We start from the raw sequence: 23,296 nt of genomic DNA on the forward strand, positions 1-23,296 counted from the left end.
ACCACGAGATGAAAAACCCAGTGGAACAACCCGACACCGAGGTCGGACGATCACCCACGCCCATACCCGCATCGCAGCGTCACAACGAAACTCGCAGCTGGCACATCAGCTCATCGGTGCATTCAGGCTTAGAGGTCGGTCGCGCTGCTCGAATCGTCAGCGAAGTAGCCAAGGGCCTCGATTACGCCCACTCTCGGGGCATTCTGCACCGCGACGTCAAGCCGTCGAACATCTTGATCAGTACCGAGAGCGATACGGGCGAGTACGAGCAGGTGATGTTGTCGGACTGGGGAATTGCACGTCTGCGAGAGGACGCGACGTCGTTAGCGCGAGGTGGGACCGTCCTGGCGTCCATCCATTATGCTGCCCCGGAAGTGCTACGGGGAGAGCAGTTGTCGCCTCGCACGGATATTTATGCGCTCGGTGCGACACTCGTCGAACTGCTCACAGGGAAGCCTCCGTACCCGTTGGCGACTCCGCTCGCGGTCTTGAATGCCCAGCTCAATGCGCCGCCGCCGATCGTGACCGAGCGCCGCAGCTCGCTCAGGAGGGGTCTCAATGCAGTGGTAGCAACGGCGTTGGCGAAGGATCCGGCAGATCGATTCGCGACCTGTCGTGAGTTGTGCGACGCCGTGGCCGGTGCGCTTGCTGCCCCGGCGCCAGAGCCCCCTCCCCGAAAGTCGCCGTTCTGGGTGGGGTGGCGCACTCGATATTGAATGACCGATCGGTCATCAATTGCCTTGCTTTTCTCTTGGGGAGGACGAGAAGCTTCGCCGAAGTGCCCGTGGTTGTAGCTTGCCGCCGAGCGGTTTCGAGCCGGTGGGTGCGAAGCCCATCTCTTTCGATGACCTCGTGCAGGCAACCGGTGTGCAACATCACTGGCAAGGTGAACACCCTCGTGATCGAACTTGCAGGGACAGGAGTACCAGCGGCTCATTCGCACTGTCGGCAACCCGCGCGAATTGGTTCTGCTTGTCGGCAATTCGACCACAGTAGGACAATGCCCCACACGGGCTCCGTGGTGAGGGCGGTCGACTTGTCCGGCGTCAGGCGTTGAACTCGTCGTCGTCGAGAGGCCTGTTGGCTACCACGGGGTAGTTGCCGGTGTACCCCATTCGTTCTTCGGCGACCGTGAGAACCTTGGCGCGAACGAGGTACCAGCCGCCGATGAGCGCGGGGATGATGACGACCAAGGTTGCGATGGTCCACGTTCCGATGGGCGCATCGAACGCCATCAGGACGAGGACGCCGAACAGGAATACCAACGTCGCATAGCTGGTGTACGGGGCACCGAAGAGACGAAATGCCGGGCGCTTGACGATGCCTTTCTGGGACCAGCGGAACAGCTGGATCTGGCACAGCACGATCGTCGCCCACGATGCGATGATGCCGAGCGCCGACATGTTCAGCACGATCTCGAATGCTTCGCCGGGTGCGATGGCATTGAGTGCGACGCCGAAGAGTGTGATGAAGCACGTCAGCAGGATGCCGCCGAACGGAACTCCGCCCTTCGTCATCTTTTTGGTGAACTCGGGCGCGCTGCCGTTCATGGCCATCGAACGCAAGATGCGGCCCGTCGAATACAGCCCCGCGTTGAGGCTCGACAGCGCTGCGGTGAGCACGACGATGTTCATGACGGTGCCGGCGCCGCCGAGGCCGATGCTCGAGAAGAACGTCACGAACGGCGACGTTCCTGCCGTGTACGCGGTGTAGGGGAGAAGAAGGGCAAGCAATACGAGCGAGCCGACATAGAACAGTGCGATACGCGCAATGACGGAGTTGATGGCACGCGGCATGATCTTCTCGGGATTTTCGGTCTCGCCTGCAGCGGTACCGACCAGCTCGACCGCGGCGTACGCGAAGACGACACCGGAGATGACGATGACCAGCGGCCAGGCGCCGGACGGGAACAGTCCGCCGTTGTCGGTGATGAGGCTGATCCCCGGCATTTCGGTGCCGACAGGGATGCGAGCGGCGAGAAAAACGATGCCGACGATGAGGAACGTCACCAGTGCGATGACCTTGATCATCGCGGCCCAGAACTCCATCTCGCCGAACCACTTGACCGAGATCAGGTTGATCGACATCACGATCACCAGTGCGATCAACGCGATCGCCCACTGGGGGATGACTTCGAACGATCCCCAGTAGTGCATGTAGGTCGCGATGGCGGTGACGTCGACGATTGCAGTCATCGCCCAGTTCAGGAAGTACATCCAGCCTGCGACGAAGGCGGCCTTCTCGCCGAAGAACTCGCGCGCGTAGGAGACGAACGATCCCGACGAAGGGCGATGGAGTACCAGTTCGCCGAGGGCGCGAAGGATGAAGAAGACGAAGATGCCGCACAGCGCGTACGCGAGGAACAGGCCGGGTCCTGCGCTTTCGAGCCTGGCGCCTGCTCCGAGGAACAAGCCGGTACCGATCGCGCCGCCGATGGCGATCATCTGGAGCTGCCGCGGCTTCAGGCCTTTGTGGTAGCCCTCTTCCTCATGGTCCATCGCGGAGTTGTCGTAGGTGGTCTCGACCGAATCGGACATGTCTGATTCCTTGCTGTCTAGAACGTTTCGAGCGTGATTCGTCCGAATTCATGATCTTTCGATGCTGCTCTTCCGAACGCTATTTCCCTCGTGCATCGATGCGAAAGGCACTGGATGTAAATAAAGCGTTCGGGTGTAAACAGTGCGTGAAGCCGGACGTTCGGGGTGAGCATCTGCTCGTAGATCTCTGTTTGACGGGGGAGTAGATCGGTCCGGGCGGGTGCGCCCTGAGCGAACGGCAGGAGTTGAGCCTGCGGAATGACCCGCCAAGCCGCGGAACCGGAGCCCGCGACCTTGCACTCGCCATGGTCGAGTGCTAGAAATGCAGTTGGCACTCGCGCCTTGTGAGTGCCAGGTCGGGACGGTGAGACTAGGAATCATCGACACCCCTGGTCGTCCGTCGCGGGCACCGAACTCGGCCGAGCAAGTGCAGATGAGCGAGACGACACACGTTTCGTTCTGCGTGTCACCCCCAATCCGGAGGATCACTTCGCAATGGCCAAGATCATCGCGTTCGACGAAGAGGCACGCCGTGGCCTCGAGCGAGGCCTCAACGCCCTCGCCGACGCTGTAAAGGTGACGTTGGGACCCAAGGGTCGCAACGTTGTGCTCGAAAAGAAGTGGGGAGCTCCCACGATCACCAACGATGGTGTCTCCATCGCCAAGGAGATCGAGCTCGAAGATCCCTACGAGAAGATCGGTGCCGAGCTCGTCAAGGAGGTCGCCAAGAAGACGGACGACGTCGCAGGCGACGGCACCACCACCGCTACCGTTCTCGCCCAGGCTCTGGTTCGTGAAGGCCTGCGTAACGTCGCAGCCGGCGCAAACCCGCTCGGCCTCAAGCGCGGCATCGAGAAGGCTGTTGCAGCCGTCACCGAGTCGCTGCTCGCTTCTGCCAAGGAGATCGACACCAAGGAGCAGATCGCTGCTACCGCTGGCATCTCCGCAGGCGACCCGTCCATCGGCGAGCTCATCGCCGAGGCAATGGACAAGGTCGGCAAGGAAGGCGTCATCACGGTCGAGGAGTCCAACACCTTCGGCCTGCAGCTCGAGCTCACCGAGGGCATGCGCTTCGACAAGGGCTACATCTCGGCGTACTTCGCCACCGATGCAGAGCGTCAGGAAGCCGTCCTCGAAGACGCGTACATCCTGCTCGTCAGCTCGAAGATCAGCACCGTCAAGGACCTGCTGCCGCTGCTGGAGAAGGTCATCCAGTCCGGCAAGCCGCTCCTGATCATCGCCGAGGACGTCGAGGGCGAAGCTCTCTCCACCCTCGTCGTGAACAAGATCCGTGGCACCTTCAAGTCCGTCGCCGTCAAGGCTCCCGGATTCGGTGACCGTCGCAAGGCTCAGCTCGCCGACATCGCCATCCTCACCGGTGGAGAGGTCATCAGCGAAGAGGTTGGCCTCTCCCTGGAGACCGCCGGACTCGAGCTTCTCGGTCAGGCACGCAAGGTCGTCATCACCAAGGACGAGACCACCATCGTCGAGGGCTCGGGCGACTCCGACGCCATCGCCGGACGCGTCAGCCAGATCCGCGCCGAGATCGAGAACTCCGATTCCGACTACGACCGCGAGAAGCTGCAGGAGCGCCTGGCCAAGCTGGCCGGTGGCGTTGCAGTCATCAAGGCCGGAGCTGCAACCGAGGTCGAGCTCAAGGAGCGCAAGCACCGCATCGAAGATGCAGTGCGTAACGCCAAGGCTGCCGTCGAAGAGGGCATCGTTGCCGGTGGTGGCGTCGCGCTGCTGCAGGCTGCGCCCGCACTCGACAACCTCAAGCTCGACGGTGACGAGGCAACCGGCGTGAACATCGTTCGCGTCGCCCTCGAAGCACCGCTGAAGCAGATCGCGTTCAACGCAGGCCTAGAGCCTGGCGTCGTCGCCGAGAAGGTCCGCAACCTGCCCGCAGGTCACGGCCTCAACGCCGCGACCAACGAGTACGAGGACCTGCTCGCTGCAGGCATCAACGACCCGGTCAAGGTCACCCGCTCGGCGCTGCAGAACGCAGCGTCCATCGCGGCTCTGTTCCTCACCACCGAGGCCGTCGTCGCCGACAAGCCCGAGAAGGCCGGAGCGCCCGCTGGCGATCCGACCGGTGGCATGGGCGGCATGGACTTCTGAGTCCGTTCCCCCAGCTTCACCGCTGAAGCCCGGCCCCACCTTTTGGTGGGGCCGGGTTTTTTGTGCGAGGTTGGCTAAAGGGTGCGCAATTGGATCACGAGCGCCGGGCTCCGAGGCCACCTAAGCTCGTCCGCATGGCATCTCCGTCGATCGAGCTCGAGGTGGGCGAGCGCACGGTGCGCATTTCGAACCCGGATCGGGTGTACTTCCCCGAAAGCGGCGCCACCAAGCTCGACCTGGTGAACTACTACCTCAGCGTCGGCGACGGCATCGTCCGCGCGCTCCGCGAGCGCCCGTGCATGCTGCACCGGTTTCCGAGCGGTCTGTCGGGTGAGAAGGTGCACCAGAAGCGAGTGCCCAACGGGGCACCGCCATGGCTCGAGACGGTGCGCGTGAGTTTTCCGCGTTACAACCGCACCGCCGACGAACTCTGCGTCACCGAATTGGCGCACGTCGCATGGGCTGTCCAGATGTCGACGGTCGAGTTCCATCCGTGGAATTCGCGACGGGCTGACGTCGAAAGTCCCGACGAGTGGCGTATCGACCTCGACCCTATGCCCGACTGCCCGTTCGATCGGGTTCGACGCGTTGCGGGCGTCGTGCACGAGGTGCTGGATGATTTGGGAGCAACCGGGTGGCCGAAAACCTCTGGTGGGCATGGTCTTCACATCTACGTGCGCATCCGGCCGGACCACGGTTTCAAGGATGTCCGACGGGCTGCGCTGGCATTTGCGCGTGAGGTCGAGCGTCGCGCGCCCGATGACGTGACGACCACGTGGTGGCGCAAGGATCGCGATCCGGCCAAACTGTTCGTCGACTACAACCAGAACGCACGCGATCACACCATCGCGAGTGCCTATTCTGTCCGGGGAAATCAGGAAGCGACTGTGTCGACGCCGATTTCGTGGGACGAGGTGGCTGCCGTCGAACCTCGGGAGTTCACGATCTTCACAGTTCCGAAGCGGTTCGCCGAACTCGGGGATCTGCATGCCGGGATCGACGACGCACCGTTCTCGCTGGATGCTCTGCTCGAATGGGCCGAGCGTGACGAGCGGGAAGGGCTGAAAGAGCCCGAAGAATAGCCGTCGCCGAGATCGAAGATGTGGCGTCGATAATCGTCGAAACTGTGCACAACCTCGATCTCGGCGGGAGCGGAGCTACCGGCGGAGCGACTCCACCGCGCCCCGGACGGCATCGAGGTGGGCAGCCATCGCGTCCGCGGCGTCGTTGTAGTTTCCCGACCGGATGCCGGCGACGATGAGGTCGTGCTCCTCGTTTGACTTCTGCTGGCGCCGCGCGACGAGGTTCAACGTCTCCGATTGGCGGGTCAGCGCGCCGCGGATGTCGACGATGATGGCTTCGAACACTCGGTTCTTGCTGGCCCGGGCGATAGCGGTGTGGAATTGGCCGTCGAGCAATACCCAGGCCTGTTGGTCGTCCTCGCTGCGCATCTCGTCGGTGAGACCTTCGAGTACTTGTAGGTCGTCGGCGGTACGACGTTCTGCTGCCCACCCAGCGGACGGAATCTCGACGTGGGGGCGAGCCTCCATCAGTTCGCGGGCGTCGTAGTTGCCGATGTCGAGGTCGCCTGTGACGCGATTGCGAACGACGAAAGTGCCGCGACCCGTTTTGGTTTCGGTCAAGCCGAGTGCGGTGCACGACCTCAGCGCCTCGCGGACGACCGAGCGGCTAACGCCGTGACGGGTGGCGAGGGCGGATTCGGCGGGAAGTTTGTCGCCGATCGATATCTGGCCGGACACGATCGCATCGCGTAGATCGGCGAACACGGCTTCGGCCGCGCTCATTCTCGTTGTGGTCGGCTGACTGACCGCCCAGCTGTCCGACAGGTTCATGTCTGGATCGTCCCCTTCACATGGTCGTGCGTCAAACGCCTGCCGAAATCAGCGGTTGACGCACGACGTGTCTTGCTTCACACTTTAACCTGTCGGACAGCCGGACAGCCGGACATCATTAAGGAGCATGCAGTGGTCGTCACCCGTGTCGAGAAGGACCTTCTCGGTGAACGCGAGATACCCGCAGATGCGTACTGGGGGATCCACACCCTGCGTGCGCTGGAGAACTTCCCCATCACCGGGCGCCCGATCTCGAACAATGCCCACCTGATTCGCGGACTTGCTGCGGTGAAATGGGCAGCAGCGGCGGCCAACGAAGAACTCGGAATTCTCGACGCCACCCGCGGCGAGACGATTCGTCGGGCATGCCAGGAAATCCTCGACGGCCAGTGGCACGAAGAGTTCGTCGTCGACGTCATCCAGGGCGGAGCGGGCACGTCGACCAACATGAACGCCAACGAAGTCATCGCCAACCGCGCGCTCGAAATCCTCGGTTACGGACACGGTGAGTACAGCCACGTGCATCCCAACGAGCACGTCAACGCCAGCCAGTCGACGAACGATGTCTACCCGACGGCTGTCAATATAGCCACCATCTTCGCTGCTCACGAACTCATCGACTCGATGAAATTTCTGCGCGACGCGTTCCGCCGCAAAGCAACCGAGTTCGCCACCGTCGTGAAGATGGGTCGTACGCAGCTGCAGGACGCGGTGCCGATGACGCTCGGCCAGGAATTCGGCACGTACGCCATCATGATCGACGAGGACTGTTCCCGGCTCGAAGAAGCTGCGCTACTGGTCCACGAAATCAACTTGGGCGCAACGGCTATCGGTACCGGACTCAATGCCCCGGTCGGATACACTGCGTCCGCGTGCGAACATCTGCGTCGCAAGACCGGTCTCCCACTTGTCACGGCGACGGATCTGATCGAGGCAACTCAGGACGTCGGCCAGTTCGTGCACCTCTCCGGTGTGCTCAAGCGCATCGCGGTGAAGCTGTCCAAGATTTGCAACGACCTTCGGCTGCTGTCGTCGGGACCGCGCGCCGGCCTCAACGAGATCAATTTGCCTCCGATGCAGGCCGGGTCGTCGATCATGCCCGGCAAGGTCAACCCCGTCATCCCTGAGGTGCTCAATCAAGTAGCGTACGAGGTCATCGGCCACGACGTCACCATCACGATGGCCGCCGAGGCCGGACAGTTGCAGCTCAACGCATTCGAGCCGATCATCGTCAAATCCCTCTCCGACGGTATGGCGCATCTCGGTGCCGCGTGCCGCGTCGTCGCGAGCCGCTGCGTCGACGGCATCACCGCCAACGTCGACCTGCTCCGTGCGCGCGTCGAGAACTCCATCGGCTTGGTCACCGCGCTGAGCCCGTACCTCGGCTACGTCGAATCCACGGCGATAGCGCAGGAAGCCCTGCTCACCGGGCGCAACGTCGTCGACCTCGTGCTCGAGAAGAAACTACTTGCCCCTGACGAACTCGAACGACTGCTCAGTCCCCAACATCTGGCGAACCTCCGCGTTGCTCCGGTCGAGCACGCCGACGCCCCCGATACTTCGACAAGGTAGGCACTATGACCGTCGACAGCACGCCCAGATCCTTTACTGAAGATCTTGGATTTCGAAAGTCGCTGAAGCCGCGGCAAATTCAGATGATCGCCATCGGCGGTGCCATCGGGACCGGCCTGTTCATGGGCGCAGGTGGCAGACTCAACGAGTCCGGTCCGGCGCTCGTTCTCGTGTACGCGCTGTGTGGATTCTTTGCATTTCTCATTCTCCGAGCACTCGGCGAACTGGTGATGCATCGCCCCACATCGGGCTCGTTCGTCTCCTACTCGCGCGAATTCTTCGGCGAGAAGATGGCATTCGCAGCGGGTTGGCTGTACTGGATGAACTGGGCGATGACAGCCGTCGTCGACGTCACGGCAGTGGCGCTGTACATGAACTTCTTCAAGAAGTATTGGGCGCCGCTCGGTGATGTCGATCAGTGGGTGTTCGCGCTGATCGGTCTGATCGTGGTGCTCGGCCTGAACCTGGTGTCGGTGAAGGTGTTCGGTGAGTTGGAGTTCTGGTTCGCGCTCATCAAAGTGATCGCACTCGTGACCTTTCTGGCCGTCGGCGTGTACTACGTGCTGTTCGGGACGCCGATCGACGGGCAAGCGCCCGGGCTCGGTGTCATCACCGACAACGGCGGCCTCATTCCCAACGGCCTGCTCCCTGCCATCGTCGTGATCCAGGGCGTCGTGTTCGCCTATGCGTCGATCGAACTGGTCGGGACGGCTGCCGGAGAAACTGCGAACCCGGAGAAGGTCATCCCCAAGGCGATCAACACCGTGATCGTCAGAATCCTCGTGTTCTACGTAGGATCTGTTCTGCTGCTGTCGCTTCTGTTGCCCTACACCGCGTATCACGCAGGTGAGAGCCCCTTCGTCACGTTCTTCGGTGCGATCGACGTTCAGGGCGCCGATGCGATCATGAACCTCGTGGTACTGACGGCAGCACTGTCCAGCCTCAATGCGGGCCTCTATTCGACGGGACGCATTCTGCATTCGATGGCGGTCGCCGGCTCGGCTCCGAAGTTCGCGGCACGAATGAACAAGGCGGGCGTGCCCTACGGCGGAATTGCGCTGACGGCACTCGTCGCCCTCGCAGGCGTCGGCCTCAACGCCGCGATGCCCGCGCAGGCCTTCGAGATCGTCCTGAACATCGCAGCCCTCGGTATCATCAGCGCATGGGCCGTAATCGTGCTGTGCCAGCTGAAGCTGTGGTCGCGGTCCCGCCAAGGAACATTGGAGAGGCCGAAGTTTCGGATGTTCGGAGCGCCGTACACCGGCATCGCGACTCTCGGATTTCTGATCGCTGTGCTGGTCCTGATGGCATTCGACACACCGGTGGGGACCTGGACCGTTGCGTCCATTCTGATCATCGCACCGATGCTGGTGGGCGGGTGGTATCTGTGCCGCAACAGAATCCGCGCGCTCGCCGCAGAACGAGAGGAATGACGGCTTGTCCCATATAGCCCTGGTGAGAACAGGGGGAACCATCGCCAGCAGTCGTGACGAGGACGGCATAAGCCGTCCGGGCGCGAGCGAACTCGGTATCGAATTCGCAGCTGAGGTGAAGTTCCGCGACCTGATGTCCAAGGACAGCTCGACGTTCGACTTCTCCGACATGGATGCCGTCGCCGACGAGGTGGCACGGTGTTTCGAAGATCCCGCGTGCGCCGGTGTGATCGTGCTTCACGGCACGGACACGATGGAAGAAACCGCGCTTCTCGTCGACTTGTTCCACGACGACCCTCGGCCTGTCGTGTTCACCGGTGCTCAGCGAACATCCGATCACGAAGATCCGGACGGGCCGGTGAACGTCGCAGCCGCCGTGGAGGCCGTGCTGGACCCAGCGAACAGTAGCCGCGGAGTGCTCGTCGTCTTCGGCGGCCGGACGCTGAATGCGCGTGGTCTTTCGAAGTGGCACACCTCGGCACTGGACGCGTTCATCAGCTCGACCGAACCGCGCCGGGTGGTGCCCCGTGTGCACATCGAGGGAATCCGCGTTGACATCGTCGCGCTGTACCCCGGCGCCGATGCGGTAGCGATCGACGCGTACCGAGCTGCGGGAACGAACGGGATCGTCTTGCAGGCCTTGGGCTCGGGAAATACCAATGCATCCGTGGTCGCTGCAGTGAAAACCTGTACGGCCGAGGGCATTCCGGTGTGGGTGACGACGCGGGTGCCTGACGGATCGATCGCGCCCACCTACGGCGGAGGCGGAGGAGGTGCGGATCTCGTCGATGCCGGTGCTGTGTTCGCTCCTGTGTTGAGGGCCGGACAGGCACGGGTGCTGCTGGCGGTGGAAATAGCCGCGAGCAGGTAATTCGTGGACAGTGGAGTCATGCGCCACGAAGAGCCCGACATCTCAGGGGCACCTGTGGGACGACGCATCTTCCTGGGATTGGTGGTGGCGGGCGCCGCGGGGATTCTGGGCGGGGGTGCGATCCAGAAGGGGCTATCGGCCGTGATGGGCCCCATCGGCAACCACGATCCCACTGGATTGATCGGTCTGATTCCACTGGGGAACAACTTTCGCTTCTACTCGGTGACCACCGGCGCGCCCCGCAAGGACGAGAACAGCTACGAGTTGACCGTGGGTGGCCTGGTGGACACCCCGCGTACTCTTCGGCTTCAGGATCTGCGAGCCATGCCGCAGACATCCCTGGTGCGCGACTTCCAATGCGTCACCGGCTGGCGTGTTCCCGAGGTCCCGTGGAGTGGAGTTCGACTGTCGGACGTCCTCGATTCGGTCTCGCCCACGGCCGAGGCGACGGCTGTGCGATTTACCTCCTTCGACGGCACCTACACCGAATCTCTGACGATGGAGCAGGCACGTCGTGACGACGTCATCGTTGCGCTCACGATGCTGGACGGTCCGGTCAAGCACGATCACGGCGGACCTGTTCGCCTGTACGTGGCACCGATGTACGGCTACAAGTCTCTGAAATGGCTCGGCGGGATCGAGTTGACCTCCGAGGTGGTTCCCGGTTATTGGGAGCCTCGCGGATATTCGATCGACGCCTGGGTCGGCGAGTCGAACGGACGTGACGATGACGCCACCAGTTGAACTGCAGCGCTTCGGACGCATCGAACGGTGGGTGCACTGGTCTGTCGGCATACTCACACTCGTGTGCATCGCGACGGCAGCGATTCTGTACAACGGTTCGCTCGCGGTGCTCGTCGGGAATCGGCACATCGTCGAGACAGTGCACGTGTGGTCCGGGTTTGCCCTACCGATACCGCTGGTCCTCGGTCTTCTCTCGCGCGCTTACCGCCTGGATTTGCGGCGCCTGAACCGTTTCACCTCCAGCGATTGGAAGTGGTTGCGATCCAAAGCTCGTCGAGTGCGAGCGGTGGGCGTCGGGAAATTCAATGCGGGTCAGAAGCTCAACGGCGCACTGAGCGCAGGTTCGCTCTTCGTTTTTCTGCTGACGGGGACGGTGATGTTCTTTCCCTCGTGGAGTCCGCTGAACTGGCGGACAGGGGCGACGTTCGTGCACGACTGGTTCGCGCTCGCCTTCGGTCTGCTCATGGTGGGGCACATCGTGTACGCGCTCAAGGATTCCGAGGCGATGCGAGGCATGCGCCACGGGTCGGTGCTGCGTGCGTGGGCAGAGAACGAGCATCCGGAGTGGGCGAGCGAGGAGAGGCCGTGAAATGGACCGCTCAGAGGTCCGACGCGCCCCAGGTCCGGACGTCGAGGATATCTCCGACCGATACGGCCCCCTTCTCGAGAACGGTCAGCTTGACCCCGAACGCCACACCCTTGGCCCTGGCCTTTCGATAAGTCGCGAGAGTCTGCAATGGTTCACGACCGTCGCGTTCGCCCCTGGACTGATCGACGGTGGTGACAGCGCAGCGGATGGCGAGTTTGGTGTAGGTGAGCACGGCATCGCCGACGCGAAATTCTCGAACGGTGTCCTCGGTGTGCGCGCCATCCCAGCCGGTGACCACGATGTTCGGACGGAACCGATCCATCGGCACAGGTGATTCGAGCAGTGAGTTCAAACCATCGAGGGTGGAATCGGACAACAGGTGGACTGCGCCGCTGTCGGCGAAACCTGCTGTACCGGGAACTATTCCGTCGGTGACCCGATGGACGTCAGGAGGGACTGCGACCAGGCGTGACGTCTCGCCGATCACCTCGGTCAACCATGCTGCGACGTCATCGCCCTGATCGATGCCTCGGAACGGAAGCCTGAACATCGTGACGTCGGTGGCAGGGGACTCGCGGTCGATCTCGCATGTAATCGAGCCGAAATCGGAGTGTTCCAGCGTGAGTACGCCCTGGCGGATCGACGGCCGGATCACCGCCAGTATCGGATCGCTGCGCTGGCTTCGGAAGGACCGGTCCTCGTCGACGATCATGAACTCGCGATCGTGGTCGAGCCCACGAGCCGTCACCTGAGCAGCGGACAGGGAGATCCCCGCACATCCCTTTACCGGGTAGCTGATCAACTCGGATACCGTCGCGCTCACACCGGCGAGGATACTGGGAGCCATGACGCGTGCTCTGTTGGTAGTCGATGTTCAGAACGATTTCACCGAAGGCGGTGCACTCGGTGTAGTCGGCGGAGCCGAGGTGGCGCGCACGGTGAGCGGTCTGCTGGCGAAGGAAGGCGATTCCTACGACGTCATCGTGGCCTCCCGTGACTGGCACGACACCGACTCGGACAACGGTGGCCACTTTGCAACCGACGAGCCGCCGAATTTCGTCACCACTTGGCCGGTCCACTGCGTCGCCGGAACGCTCGGCGCCGAATACCATCCGGATTTCGCTTCCCACTCGGTGGATGTTCACGTGTTCAAGGGGCAGGGCAAGCCGTCGTACTCGGCATTCGAGGGATCGACCGAGGGCGGACTCACGCTTGCAGAAGTGTTGCAGCGCAACGAAGTAACCGACATCGATGTCGTTGGTATCGCCACGGACTACTGCGTGAAGGCATCTGCGCTTGACGCATTGAAGGCTGGACTGAAGGTGCGGGTCCTGGCGGGATTCGTTGCAGGCGTCGCGCTGGAGTCCTCGGAAAAGGCATTGTTGGAACTTGCCGATGCGGGCGCTGATCTGGACTAGCTGTCGATCGTCGTCGTGATCTGCGTGACCGACGGCGCGGCAGGTGTGCTCCCGAATCCGAAGGTTACCGGGGGCGTGACCGCCGTCAGCTCGCCGAGGTCCTCGCCGCGCCAGGACGCCCGGACAGCTGTGAGTCGGTGCTGGTGGCGCGCCCCGTAGTACTCGAGGCGGCCACCCCCGGCGCTGCCTCTGGTGCGAACGCCCCGCAGCACGACGCGGGCGATGGGGTCGGAGATGGAGCAGAACCAGGGAGCAGTCGAGATTTCGTCGGGAATCAGATGCAAGGCTCTGCCGAGAACGGTGGGTCCGCCAACGGTGATGGTCATTCGCAGATCGTCGGACGAGAGGGACACGTGCTCATTCGATCCCGAGAACTCGACCGGCGTGATGATGGTCTCGTCGAATGTATAAGTGGCCGCAACAAACTCGCGCACCGATTCCGACGGCGCCAGCAACAGTCGGTGCCCGCCGGCGAACTGAATCATGACGTCGGTGAACTCACCCAGCGGGGAGTCCGTCCAGTGCCCGACGACGATCCGAACCCCGGAGGATGTGCCGACTCCGAATATGTCGCCGTGAAACCGTGATCGTCCCATCACACCGACTGTAGCCACGGACGCGGGAGGTCGGTGCATGATGGTTCTCATGGCGTCTTCACAACCCACGATTTTCGTTCTGTTCGGTGCGACCGGTGACCTCGCGAAGCGAATGGTCCTGCCGGCGTTCTATCAACTTCATGTCGAAGGGCTCCTACCGGAGAAGTGGCTTCTGGTGGGCAACGGCCGGCACGACACCTCCGACGACGAGTTCCGTGAGCATGTCCGCGGGGCTCTGGAAGAGTTCGGTTCGGACCTCGCCAGTGACGCGTGGGACGACTTCGCGGCGGGAATTCGCTTCGCCGGAAATGGATTCACCGTCGAGGATGCCGGGCAACTTCCCGAGGTCGTCGAGGCTGGTCGCGGAGAAATCGGCGACGCGCAACTGGTCCACTACATAGCGCTCCCGCCGAGTGCCTTCGAGGATTACACCAAGGCACTCGGAGCGCATGGTCTCGCCGAGGGTGCCAGGGTCGTCTACGAGAAGCCGTTCGGGACATCGCAGAAGGCGTTCGAGCAGCTCGACAAGGCTGTTCACGAGGTACTCCACGAGAAACAGATCTATCGGATCGACCACTTTCTCGGCAAGGAAGCCACCCAGAATCTGCACGTTCTGCGGTTCGCGAATGGCATGATCGACGGTATCTGGAACGCCGAACACGTCGACCATGTGCAGATCGATGTGCCGGAGAAGCTGAATATCGACGATCGCGCCGAGTTCTACGATGCGACCGGGGCCGTGCTCGACATGCTCGTGACTCACCTCTTCCAGGTAGCAGCCGAGATTGCGATGGAACCGCCCGCCTCGCTCCAGGCCGAGGATCTGCAGTCGGCGCGGGAATCGGTCATCGCTTGCTTCCGCCCGATCGACACCACCGAGGTGGTTCTCGGTCAGTACGACGGCTACCGGGACGTCGACGGCGTCGCCGAGGATTCGGTGGTGGACACCTTCGTCGCCGCAAAACTGTGGGTCGACACCGATCGGTGGCGCGGTGTTCCGTTCCTGCTCCGCACCGGAAAGATGTTGGGCGTCAGTGCACAACGAGTGTCGCTGGTGTTCAAGAAGCCTGCGAACAGCCCGCTGACGGATCTGCCCTACGACGGCGCAACGCTCACGTTCGACCTGTCCGGCAACGGTGCCATCGACATGGCAATGACGGTGAAGGAACCGGGTCCTGACTTCGATCTGTCTGTCGGGCATCTGACGCTTCCGTTGCGTTCGGTGCCGGACGCGGAGCCGCTCTCGCCGTACTCCCGGCTGATTCTGGACGTGTTGAACGGCGATCGGTCATTGTTCACACGGCCCGATGGGCTAGCGCACGTCTGGGAGGTTGCAGCGCCGTTGCTGGACAACCCGCCCCCGATCAAGTCATACGCCGGCGGATCGATGGGGCCGAAGGAAGCCGACGAGCTGGCCGCGCCCTGCGGTTGGTTGGTGGGCTGACGCCCCGTGCGCGCTTGATGACATGGGGGCGTCACCATGCGCGCACGTGCTGCTCGGGAGCGGTGAGTGTTCGATGACCCGTGAGTGTCGCAAAGCGCGCACGGGCGGCGAAGCCGCATCAGCGCTGGGGCATCAACATCCACGCGGCGAGGTAGACGAGCGCGAGGGTGCCGCCGGTGACGAAGGCTCCAACGACGGCGAGTACTCGAACGAGGTTCGCGTCGATCTCGAAGTATTCTGCGATACCGCCGCAGACTCCGGCGACCATTTTCTGGGAATCGGAGCGGACGAACTCTTTGGGGGTGTTGGTGATTGTCATGGTGAGAAGTCTCGCGCTCGGCTGGCGTCCGGCACATCGGGAACTTCACCCATCCCGACCCTGATCTTTTCTCGGGTTCCAGCTCGACTTTCTCCGATGCCTGCAATTCACCGAATCGTCATCGAAGCGTTGCCACCGAAGACTAATTTTCTCGACCATGACCCAAGATTTCAGCGCCGCCGGTGACATTGCCGCGGCCGTCGACCTGACCGACACCTCCGGATTCGTCGTCGACGACAGCGACGACGACGATCCCATCCTGCTGACGGTTCCGGACGGACGCATCGTCGACACGTGGCGTGAGGGCTACCCGTACGAGGAGCGCCTCTCGCGCGAGGAATACGACATGGAGAAGCGTCTACTGCAGATCGAGCTCCTCAAGCTGCAGATGTGGACCAAGGAGACCGGCCGTCGCCACGTCATCGTTTTCGAGGGCCGCGACGCCGCCGGTAAGGGTGGCACCATCAAACGGTTCATGGAGCACATGAACCCTCGCGGCGCCAGCGTCGTTGCACTGGAGAAGCCGTCGGCCCGTGAATCCTCCGAGTGGTACTTCCAGCGGTACATCCAGCATCTGCCCGCAGCGGGCGAGATCGTGATGTTCGACCGATCCTGGTACAACCGTGCCGGTGTCGAACGGGTCATGGGATTCTGCACCGAGGATCAGCACGCTCGGTTCGTGCGTCAGGCGCCGTTGTTCGAGCAGATGCTAGTCGACGACGGCATCTCGCTCACCAAGTTCTGGTTCTCGGTCTCGCAGTTGGAGCAGCGGACCCGGTTCGCGATCCGCCAGGTAGATCCCGTGCGACAGTGGAAACTGTCGCCGATGGATTTGGCGTCGCTCGACAAGTGGGATGCGTACACGGCCGCGAAGGAAGAGAGCTTCCGGGCCACCGACACCGATATCGCCCCGTGGACGGTCGTGAAGAGCAACGACAAGAAGCGGGCTCGACTGAACGCGATGCGTTTCGTGCTGAACAAATTCGACTACGCGAACAAGGATTCCGAAATAGTCGGAGAAACAGACCCGTTGCTGGTTGGGCGCGCAAAAGATGTGATCGGCGAATGACGCAGCGCTGAAGGCAAGCGAAAATCTTGTTATTGGATCATGTTGTCGACAAGTTTTTTGCTGGATTTAACGGGGACGTTGTCCCCCGGGCCGGTTGATACGGTAGAGATATAAGAGAGCCGTAATTATCGGCTTGTTTCCAATTCGAGGAGTAACTCATGGGTTCAGCAGCAACGTTCATCACTGACATCGCCACCGGCGTCTACTCGGACATCGTCGACGCGATCACCGCGCAGATCGTCAGCGCTCTGACGTCGGGCAGCGCAGCCTGACCTGGTAATTCACTCGCGGCGTCGGGGGCCGCGGTGAACCGGGCAGCTGGCTGTGAAGCGTGATTCACGTGTAGGTGGTGTTTTCCGTTACTCAGGCCTTTTATCGCCTGAACGCTGGCCAGGTTCACTTTTGATTTGATAGGAACGTACCTGGCAGTGATTGTTTCGTTATCGTCACGCCAGGTAAGCGACGTCGAATCTGAAGGGGCATTGCATGTCCAGCGATCTCGATTTCACCGCGATTCTTGCACTGATTCTCGGTGCACTCGGTACCGGTAGTTCAGATAATGCCGGGGTGCCCGCCTAGGTCGACATTGGCAGCCGAAAGCCCACGGGGCTTTCGGCTGCCATCGTCTCTGGGCCTACCCTGTCCACGTGCAGACCGTTCCCATTCAGATGCCCGACGGCACCGTCGTGCCGGTTCAGCTGTTCGAGGCCGACACGCCCCGTTCAGGGACGCCGGTGATCGTCGTGGTCCCAGGGCTCGGGATTGCCGGCGGTTATTACGAATTGTTCGCTCAAGATCTCGCTCGCCGCGGATTTCACGTTGCCACCGCAGATCTTCGCGGTCAGGGTGACAGCAGGCCGAAACCCACCGGTGCCAGCACATATGGGTACCAGGAGCTGGTCTCGGTGGACTTCCCTGCGATATTCGAGGTCGTACGCGAACGCTTTCCCGAGGCCACGCCCTACGCTCTCGGCCACAGTATGGGTGGTCAACTGGCGTCGCTGTACGCCTCACGCATCAGAGGACGGCTCGGAGGCCTGATCCTCGTCGCGTCCGGTTCGCCTTATCACCGCGGTTTCGGCGCTGCGCGGGGCGCTTCGCTCTTTCTCGGCGCGGCTGCAATGTCTCTGACGAGCAATATTGCAGGATTCTGGCCGGGCGACCGCATCGACATCGGTGGATTCGGTCGTCAATCCAAAGTCCTGATCGAGGACTGGTCCCGCTTCGCTCGAACCGGGAAGATCGAGCCGGCTGGCGCCGACATCGACTACGAGGAGCGGATCGGCAGGTTGACCCTGCCGATCCTGGCAGTCACCTTCGACGGAGACGACATGGCGCCGCGGGCGTCGATGGACAATCTCCTACGCAAGTTTCCGCGCGCGTCCGTCACCAAGAGACATCTGACGGCGCCACGTGGTCACAACGGGTGGATCAGGCAACCGTCCACCGTCGTCGACGAGATCGAGGCGTGGTTCATGCGCTGAGCGCGGTCCACAGGAACTGGTACGCCAATGCCGTTTTGAACGCCAGCTGAGCGTTGTCGGCGGCTCCACCGTGCCCGCCCTCGATGTTCTCGAAGTAACTGACGTTCTGGCCGACCTCCTCCAGCCTCGCCGCCATCTTGCGCGCATGCCCGGGATGCACACGATCGTCGCGGGTGGACGTCGCGATCAGGATCGGCGGGTACCGCTTCTCGTCCGGCCCGCTGACATTCTGATAGGGCGAGTACTCCGAGATGAAGGCCCACTCGTCGGGATCGTCGGGGTTGCCGTACTCCGCGACCCAGGACGCGCCTGCGAGCAGTAGGTGATAGCGCTTCATATCCAGCAGCGGGACCTGGCATACCAATGCGCCGAACAACTCCGGGTACTTGGTCGCCATGATTCCCATCAGCAGGCCGCCGTTGCTGCCGCCTTGAGCTCCGAGTTGCTGCGCGGTGGTGATGCCACGATCGACGAGGTCGCGCGCCACGGCCGCGAAATCCTCGTGCACCTTGTGGCGTCCGGCGCGCAGAACCTGTGTGTGCCAGCTCGGACCGTACTCACCGCCTCCGCGAATATTGGCGACGACGTAGGTGCCACCGCGCTCCAGCCACGCGAGTCCCATACCGCCGCTGTAGGACGGCGTCATCGAGATCTCGAAGCCGCCGTAGCCGTACAACAAGGTCGGACCAGCAGCTGCAGTGTCTTTTCTGACGACGAAGTAGGGAACGGCGGTGCCGTCCAGGGACGTCGCGAAGTGCTGCGCGACGGTCAGGCCGTCGACATCGAAGAACGACGGCGCTTGCTTGAGTGCCTCGACTCCGCCGCTGACGGTGCCGAACAGCAGTGTGGCCGGACTCAGGTATCCGCTCGACGACAGGAAGAATTCGTCGCCGTTCTCCTCGGAATCGGTCCCGACGATTTCGATCGAGGTCAGCTCCGGTAGACCGGTGAGCGGCGTATCGGCCCAGCCGTCGACGCCGGGGGTGAGAACTCGGAGTTCAGTTTTCACGTCGACGAGCGTGACGACGAGGAGATGATTCTCGGTCCAGGCGAATTGGTGCAGTGATCGGTGCTCGTCTGGGCGAAACAGCACGTCCAGCTCTCGATCGCCGCGGAGGAAGGCGTCGAAATTCGTGGCGAGCAGCGCGCCCGCGGGATAGGTTGTCTCGTCGACGGTCCAGTCGGTCATCGTGCGGATGAGCAACCACTGCTTGTGGATCGATGTCGTCGCATCGGTGGGGGTGTCGACGAGCGTGTGATCGGTGCCGTCCACGAGATACAGCTCCGAGTTGTAGAAGTCGGTGGCGCGTTGGACGAAGTCCCGCTCGAAGCCGGGCGTTCTGTCGTGCCACGCCGAAATCGAGATGTCCGACGGCTGCCCCTCGTAGACGACGGCCGCGTCTGCCAGCGGGGTGCCGCGCTGCCACCGCTTGGCAATGCGTGGATAGCCGGAGTCGGTGAGCGACCCTTCGCCGAAGTCCGTGCCGATGTACACCGAGTCCGAGTCGATGTAGCCGATATCGGTCTTGGCTTCCGCGACTAAGTAGCCGTTCGATTCCGGGTCGCGGAAAGTCCTTGTCTCCATATCGAACTCGCGCACGACGGCGGCGTCTGCCCCGCCACGGGACAGGGTTACCAGTGCGATTTTCTGATCGGGGCGCAGCACTTGGGCGCCGCTCCACACCCAGTTCTCGCCCTCGGACTCGGCGACAGCGTCCAAGTCGAGCAGGACGTCCCAGTCGGGGCGCTCCTCGCGGTATTCGTCCATCGTCGTCCGACGCCACAGACCGCGCTTATGGGCGGCGTCGCGCCAGAAGTTGTAGAGGTACTCGCCGCGCCGCCGCGCGTACGGGATGCGCGCATCGGTGTCGAGAACTTCGCGAATGCGAAATTCGATCCTGTCGAACGTCTCGCTCGCCAATGCTGCGGTCGTGGTCTCGTTCCGGGCGCGAACCCAGTCGAGGGCTTTGTCGGAGGTGACCTCTTCGAGCCACAGGTACGGGTCAGCGGTGTTGCTCATCCACTATTTCTACCCTCGCGGGTACTGTCCCGGAGAATGACCGGCCGTGCGCCGAGCGCGGTCCCGTCACACTCGCCGCCTTTGTGGGCGAAAGCCGCAGCGGTACAACAATCGTGGTGCTTATTATCAGGGGGGAAATGTCCGAATGAAGTTGTGGGAGCAACACACCTGCCTGCCGTTGGTCGCGGCGGCGGACATCGCCGAGTTGACGCGGTATCCGTTGGGTAGCTATGTCTCGGTAAACGTGGGGTTTTCGCCGCATTCCAAGGCCGTGTCCACCGCCCACTGCGTCGATTTTCGTCGGAAAGCTCTGGATGACGGGCGCTTCCGAATGGTCGAAGACGGTGAACCGGAGGGCCTCATCACGCTCGCATTCGACCTGGAGGATTCCGGACCCATCGAGGGCGACCTGTCCAACGTCGAGTACTTCTACGACCTGGGCGTCCGATCGATGCTGCCGTCGTACAACTGGGCCAACGCCGCAGGCTGTGGATGCCTCGACACCGAGGACACCGGCCTCACCGCCTACGGCCGCGATCTGGTCCGTGAGATGAACCGCGTCGGGATGCTCGTCGACGGTTCCCACTGCTCGGTCCGGACAGGTCTGGATCTGTCATCGACAACCACCCGTCCGATGATCTACAGTCACTCGAACTTCGCTGCGCTGTGGGAACATCCGCGCAATATCACCGATCAGCAGGCGCTCGAATGTGCACGTACCGGGGGAGTCGTCGGAATCAACGGCGTGGGGATCTTCCTCGGTCCGAACGGCCCGGACGAGGGCGAGCGTCGCGTCGAGGCCATGGCCGACCACATCGAGTACGGCGTCGAACTCCTCGGAATCGAGCACATCGGGATCGGCTCGGACTACTCCTTCGATCACGAGGACTTCAACGTCGAACTGGCGGCACATCCGGAGGCGTTCTCGGAGGAGTACACCCGCTATGGGCCACTCCAGTGGGTGCCGCCGGAGGACACCGTCACGCTGCCCTCGCTGCTTGCCCGGCGTGGGTTCTCCGAGGATGCCGTTGCGGCGGTCTACGGAGGTAACTTCCGCCGCGTGGCAGGTCTCTGAGCTGCTGCGTGCGCGGGTGAACTGTGATTACCGACGAGTAACTGGACCGTGACGAGACAGAGGTTCGGCACGGGACTATCCTGGGCAACCGTGACCTCACACTATGACGTCGTTGTCCTCGGAGCCGGTCCCGGTGGGTACGTCGCTGCTATCCGCGCGGCACAACTCGGACTCAGCACTGCCATCATCGAGCAGAAGTACTGGGGCGGTGTCTGCCTTAACGTCGGCTGTATCCCCTCGAAGGCGCTTCTCCGTAACGCCGAGCTGGCGCACCTCTTCACCAAAGATGCGAAGCTGTTCGGTATTTCGGGAGATGCGACCTTCGACTTCGGCGCAGCGTTCGATCGCAGCCGCAAAGTTGCCGAGGGCCGCGTCAAGGGAATCCACTTCTTGATGAAGAAGAACAAGATCCCCGAGTTCGACGGCAAGGGCACCTTCACCGACGCCAACACCATCTCCGTCGAGCTCAGCAAGGGCGGCACCGAGACGCTCACGTTCGACAACGCCATCATCTCCACCGGTAGCACCACCAAGTTGTTGCCGGGCACCGAACTGAGCAAGAACGTCGTCACCTACGAAGAGCAGATCATGACCAGGGAGCTCCCCGGTTCGATGCTCATCGTCGGCGCGGGCGCCATCGGCATGGAGTTCGGCTACGTCCTCAAGAACTACGGTGTCGACGTCACCATCGTCGAGTTCCTCGACCGCGCGCTCCCCAACGAGGATGCCGACGTCTCGAAGGAAATCGAGAAGCAGTACAAGAAGCTCGGCGTCAAGATCATGACCGGCGCCGCTGTGCAGAGCATCGACGACGACGGCTCCAAGGTCACCGTTGCGATCAAGAACAACAAGTCGGGTGAGACCGAGACGATCACCGTCGACAAGGTCATGCAGTCCGTCGGCTTCGCGCCTCGCGTCGAGGGCTTCGGTCTGGAGAAGACCGGTGTCGAGCTCACCGACCGCGGCGCCATCGGCATCACCAGCACGATGCAGACCAACGTTCCGCATATCTACGCCATCGGCGACGTCACCGCGAAGCTGCAGCTCGCGCACGTGGCCGAGGCCCAGGCCGTCGTTGCCTCGGAGACCATCGCCGGAGCCGAGACGCTGCCGATCGACGACTACCGGATGATGCCGCGCGCGACGTTCTGCCAGCCGCAGGTCGCCAGCTTCGGACTCACCGAGCAGCAGGCCAAGGACGAAGGCCGCGACATCAAGGTTGCGAACTTCCCGTTCGCCGCAAACGGCAAGGCTCACGGCCTCGGCGACGCGACGGGCTTCGTCAAGCTCATCGCCGACACCAAATACGGCGAGCTGATCGGTGGGCACCTCATCGGACCCGACGTTTCCGAGCTGCTCCCTGAACTGACGCTCGCGCAGAAATGGGACCTGACGGTGAACGAGCTCGCTCGGAACGTCCACACCCACCCGACGCTGTCCGAGGCGCTCCAGGAGGCCATCCACGGTCTCGCCGGGCACATGATCAACTTCTGATTTCGGTTTCTACGACGGCGGCGGCTGCTTACAACGTTCCCACTCGTTCACAACCGAAGTATCGGTTGTGAACGGGCGGTAGCGTTGTGGGAACTAGAAGTCGCGTTCGATCCGCAGCGTACCGATGGTGGTGGCCAAGCCGTCGTATTGGCTTACCAGCAGCAAGAATTCGATGAGTTGACGTTGGTCGAACTCGCCGGCTAAGCCCGCCCACGTCTCGTCGGACAGGTTCTTGGTCTCGAGCAGTTCGTCGGTTGCCCCGAGGATCGTACGGTAGCGGGGGCTCAGGCCCGCCGCGGCTGGACCCTCGTGCACCTGTGCCAGAAGCTCTTTCGTCACTCCGAAGCGCCTGCCGATGCGGCTGTGGTGATCCATTTCGTAGCCGCAGTCGCGGAGGAACGCCACACGGTTGATCACCAGTTCGGTTTCCTTGCGGGAGATTCGGCCTCCCGGCATCAGCTTTCCGCTGTAGAACAGCCACCCGCGGAACAGTCCCTTGGTGCGGCCGAGGGTGCTGAACAGGTGCGCGTCAGGCGCGCCCGCCGCCTTCGACAGAATCCGCCAGAGCACCCAGTTCACTGGGCCGAGGTTCTTGAACGAGCCGGTCGGAATTCGGGGTGTAGTCACGCCGTCGACGCTACCTGCGGGGCGTACCTC

General features: G+C 62.5%; 21 protein-coding genes. 14 read left to right on the forward strand and 7 right to left on the reverse strand.

Annotated elements, in window-relative coordinates:
* The coding region (locus QMK17_RS21745) for a serine/threonine-protein kinase (protein WP_283511382.1) at window positions 1-716 on the forward strand (716 nt) is incomplete at its 5' end.
* 330 nt (window positions 717-1,046) lie between these two features.
* Here QMK17_RS21745 and QMK17_RS21750 read toward each other — a convergent pair.
* Window positions 1,047-2,537: an amino acid permease gene (locus QMK17_RS21750; protein WP_283511383.1), complete on the reverse strand. Its 1,491-nt coding sequence runs from the start codon at window positions 2,535-2,537 to the stop codon at window positions 1,047-1,049.
* Window positions 2,538-3,032: 495 nt separating this feature from the next.
* Between QMK17_RS21750 and groL the strand changes: the two genes are divergently transcribed.
* Window positions 3,033-4,658 carry a chaperonin GroEL gene (groL, locus tag QMK17_RS21755; RefSeq protein ID WP_283511384.1) on the forward strand — a complete coding sequence of 542 codons (1,626 nt, stop codon included), beginning with the start codon at window positions 3,033-3,035 and terminating at the stop codon, window positions 4,656-4,658.
* A gap of 134 nt (window positions 4,659-4,792) precedes the next feature.
* On the forward strand, window positions 4,793-5,740 hold the full coding sequence (gene ligD, locus QMK17_RS21760; protein ID WP_283511385.1) for a non-homologous end-joining DNA ligase: 948 nt from the start codon (window positions 4,793-4,795) through the stop codon (window positions 5,738-5,740).
* A gap of 75 nt (window positions 5,741-5,815) precedes the next feature.
* Here the strand turns inward: ligD and QMK17_RS21765 are convergent, their stop codons facing one another.
* A complete protein-coding gene (locus tag QMK17_RS21765) occupies window positions 5,816-6,511 on the reverse strand; it encodes a FadR/GntR family transcriptional regulator (protein ID WP_283511386.1) in 696 nt (231 codons plus the stop codon).
* Between the two features lie 132 nt (window positions 6,512-6,643).
* On the opposite strand from QMK17_RS21765, the gene QMK17_RS21770 reads away from it, so the two are divergent.
* Genes QMK17_RS21770 through QMK17_RS21790 form a run of 5 tightly spaced genes read left to right on the forward strand, consistent with a single transcriptional unit; the run spans window position 6,644 to window position 11,720 of the window.
* Window positions 6,644-8,083 (forward strand): aspartate ammonia-lyase, encoded by a 1,440-nt coding sequence (locus QMK17_RS21770; protein ID WP_283511387.1) that lies wholly within the window; start codon window positions 6,644-6,646, stop codon window positions 8,081-8,083.
* A 5-nt stretch (window positions 8,084-8,088) separates the two neighbouring features.
* Window positions 8,089-9,516, forward strand: a complete 1,428-nt coding sequence (locus tag QMK17_RS21775) for an amino acid permease (protein WP_283511388.1) — start codon at window positions 8,089-8,091, stop codon at window positions 9,514-9,516.
* Between the two features lie 4 nt (window positions 9,517-9,520).
* Window positions 9,521-10,387 (forward strand): asparaginase, encoded by an 867-nt coding sequence (locus tag QMK17_RS21780; RefSeq protein WP_283511389.1) that lies wholly within the window; start codon window positions 9,521-9,523, stop codon window positions 10,385-10,387.
* 18 nt (window positions 10,388-10,405) lie between these two features.
* The gene (locus tag QMK17_RS21785; protein ID WP_283511390.1) at window positions 10,406-11,131 is read left to right on the forward strand and encodes a molybdopterin-dependent oxidoreductase; all 726 of its coding nucleotides are present in this window, start codon (window positions 10,406-10,408) and stop codon (window positions 11,129-11,131) included.
* Window positions 11,115-11,720 (forward strand): cytochrome b/b6 domain-containing protein, encoded by a 606-nt coding sequence (locus QMK17_RS21790; RefSeq protein ID WP_283511391.1) that lies wholly within the window; start codon window positions 11,115-11,117, stop codon window positions 11,718-11,720. Before QMK17_RS21785 ends, QMK17_RS21790 begins: the two co-directional genes overlap by 17 nt.
* A 10-nt stretch (window positions 11,721-11,730) precedes the next feature.
* Here the strand turns inward: QMK17_RS21790 and QMK17_RS21795 are convergent, their stop codons facing one another.
* Window positions 11,731-12,567: an MOSC domain-containing protein gene (locus tag QMK17_RS21795; protein ID WP_283511392.1), complete on the reverse strand. Its 837-nt coding sequence runs from the start codon at window positions 12,565-12,567 to the stop codon at window positions 11,731-11,733.
* Here QMK17_RS21795 and QMK17_RS21800 point away from each other — a divergent pair.
* Window positions 12,566-13,138, forward strand: a complete 573-nt coding sequence (locus tag QMK17_RS21800; protein WP_283511393.1) for an isochorismatase family protein — start codon at window positions 12,566-12,568, stop codon at window positions 13,136-13,138. The genes QMK17_RS21795 and QMK17_RS21800 overlap by 2 nt on opposite strands.
* On the opposite strand, the gene QMK17_RS21805 is transcribed toward QMK17_RS21800, so the two are convergent.
* Entirely contained in the window at window positions 13,135-13,734 is a 600-nt protein-coding gene (locus tag QMK17_RS21805) for a hypothetical protein (protein ID WP_283511394.1), read from the reverse strand. The two genes, QMK17_RS21800 and QMK17_RS21805, sit on opposite strands and share 4 nt — an antisense overlap.
* A gap of 49 nt (window positions 13,735-13,783) precedes the next feature.
* On the opposite strand from QMK17_RS21805, the gene QMK17_RS21810 reads away from it, so the two are divergent.
* Window positions 13,784-15,178, forward strand: a complete 1,395-nt coding sequence (locus QMK17_RS21810; RefSeq protein WP_283511395.1) for a glucose-6-phosphate dehydrogenase — start codon at window positions 13,784-13,786, stop codon at window positions 15,176-15,178.
* A 118-nt stretch (window positions 15,179-15,296) separates the two neighbouring features.
* Here the strand turns inward: QMK17_RS21810 and QMK17_RS21815 are convergent, their stop codons facing one another.
* The gene (locus QMK17_RS21815; RefSeq protein WP_283511396.1) at window positions 15,297-15,497 is read right to left on the reverse strand and encodes a PspC domain-containing protein; all 201 of its coding nucleotides are present in this window, start codon (window positions 15,495-15,497) and stop codon (window positions 15,297-15,299) included.
* A 157-nt stretch (window positions 15,498-15,654) separates the two neighbouring features.
* Between QMK17_RS21815 and ppk2 the strand changes: the two genes are divergently transcribed.
* Window positions 15,655-16,566 (forward strand): polyphosphate kinase 2, encoded by a 912-nt coding sequence (ppk2, locus tag QMK17_RS21820; RefSeq protein ID WP_283511397.1) that lies wholly within the window; start codon window positions 15,655-15,657, stop codon window positions 16,564-16,566.
* 647 nt (window positions 16,567-17,213) lie between these two features.
* Complete coding sequence (locus tag QMK17_RS21825) at window positions 17,214-18,050, forward strand: alpha/beta hydrolase family protein (RefSeq protein ID WP_283511398.1); 837 nt, start codon at window positions 17,214-17,216, stop codon at window positions 18,048-18,050.
* On the opposite strand, the gene QMK17_RS21830 is transcribed toward QMK17_RS21825, so the two are convergent.
* On the reverse strand, window positions 18,040-20,070 hold the full coding sequence (locus tag QMK17_RS21830) for a prolyl oligopeptidase family serine peptidase (protein WP_283511399.1): 2,031 nt from the start codon (window positions 20,068-20,070) through the stop codon (window positions 18,040-18,042). The two genes, QMK17_RS21825 and QMK17_RS21830, sit on opposite strands and share 11 nt — an antisense overlap.
* A gap of 145 nt (window positions 20,071-20,215) precedes the next feature.
* On the opposite strand from QMK17_RS21830, the gene QMK17_RS21835 reads away from it, so the two are divergent.
* Both QMK17_RS21835 and lpdA read left to right on the forward strand, forming a co-directional pair.
* Entirely contained in the window at window positions 20,216-21,145 is a 930-nt protein-coding gene (locus QMK17_RS21835) for a dipeptidase (protein ID WP_283511400.1), read from the forward strand.
* A gap of 90 nt (window positions 21,146-21,235) precedes the next feature.
* Window positions 21,236-22,639, forward strand: coding sequence for a dihydrolipoyl dehydrogenase (lpdA, locus tag QMK17_RS21840; protein WP_283511401.1), 1,404 nt, complete (start codon window positions 21,236-21,238; stop codon window positions 22,637-22,639).
* 93 nt (window positions 22,640-22,732) lie between these two features.
* On the opposite strand, the gene QMK17_RS21845 is transcribed toward lpdA, so the two are convergent.
* Window positions 22,733-23,266, reverse strand: a complete 534-nt coding sequence (locus QMK17_RS21845) for a carboxymuconolactone decarboxylase family protein (protein ID WP_283511402.1) — start codon at window positions 23,264-23,266, stop codon at window positions 22,733-22,735.
* Between the last annotated feature and the right edge of the window lie 30 nt (window positions 23,267-23,296).

The sequence above is a fragment of the Rhodococcus sp. G-MC3 genome, from assembly GCF_030063335.1.
Taxonomy (GTDB): domain Bacteria; phylum Actinomycetota; class Actinomycetes; order Mycobacteriales; family Mycobacteriaceae; genus Rhodococcoides.

What these genes read in the sequence shown, in the direction of transcription:
- QMK17_RS21785 (WP_283511390.1), top strand. Translation starts at nt 10,406, where the DNA reads ATGCGCCACGAAGAGCCCGACATCTCAGGGGCACCTGTGGGACGACGC.
- QMK17_RS21835 (WP_283511400.1), top strand. Translation starts at nt 20,216, where the DNA reads ATGAAGTTGTGGGAGCAACACACCTGCCTGCCGTTGGTCGCGGCGGCG.
- ligD (WP_283511385.1), top strand. Translation starts at nt 4,793, where the DNA reads ATGGCATCTCCGTCGATCGAGCTCGAGGTGGGCGAGCGCACGGTGCGC.
- QMK17_RS21800 (WP_283511393.1), top strand. Translation starts at nt 12,566, where the DNA reads ATGACGCGTGCTCTGTTGGTAGTCGATGTTCAGAACGATTTCACCGAA.
- QMK17_RS21750 (WP_283511383.1), bottom strand. Translation starts at nt 2,537, where the DNA reads ATGTCCGATTCGGTCGAGACCACCTACGACAACTCCGCGATGGACCAT.
- QMK17_RS21810 (WP_283511395.1), top strand. Translation starts at nt 13,784, where the DNA reads ATGGCGTCTTCACAACCCACGATTTTCGTTCTGTTCGGTGCGACCGGT.
- QMK17_RS21795 (WP_283511392.1), bottom strand. Translation starts at nt 12,567, where the DNA reads ATGGCTCCCAGTATCCTCGCCGGTGTGAGCGCGACGGTATCCGAGTTG.
- groL (WP_283511384.1), top strand. Translation starts at nt 3,033, where the DNA reads ATGGCCAAGATCATCGCGTTCGACGAAGAGGCACGCCGTGGCCTCGAG.
- QMK17_RS21815 (WP_283511396.1), bottom strand. Translation starts at nt 15,497, where the DNA reads ATGACAATCACCAACACCCCCAAAGAGTTCGTCCGCTCCGATTCCCAG.
- ppk2 (WP_283511397.1), top strand. Translation starts at nt 15,655, where the DNA reads ATGACCCAAGATTTCAGCGCCGCCGGTGACATTGCCGCGGCCGTCGAC.
- QMK17_RS21830 (WP_283511399.1), bottom strand. Translation starts at nt 20,070, where the DNA reads ATGAGCAACACCGCTGACCCGTACCTGTGGCTCGAAGAGGTCACCTCC.
- QMK17_RS21790 (WP_283511391.1), top strand. Translation starts at nt 11,115, where the DNA reads ATGACGCCACCAGTTGAACTGCAGCGCTTCGGACGCATCGAACGGTGG.
- QMK17_RS21775 (WP_283511388.1), top strand. Translation starts at nt 8,089, where the DNA reads ATGACCGTCGACAGCACGCCCAGATCCTTTACTGAAGATCTTGGATTT.
- QMK17_RS21765 (WP_283511386.1), bottom strand. Translation starts at nt 6,511, where the DNA reads ATGAACCTGTCGGACAGCTGGGCGGTCAGTCAGCCGACCACAACGAGA.
- QMK17_RS21805 (WP_283511394.1), bottom strand. Translation starts at nt 13,734, where the DNA reads ATGGGACGATCACGGTTTCACGGCGACATATTCGGAGTCGGCACATCC.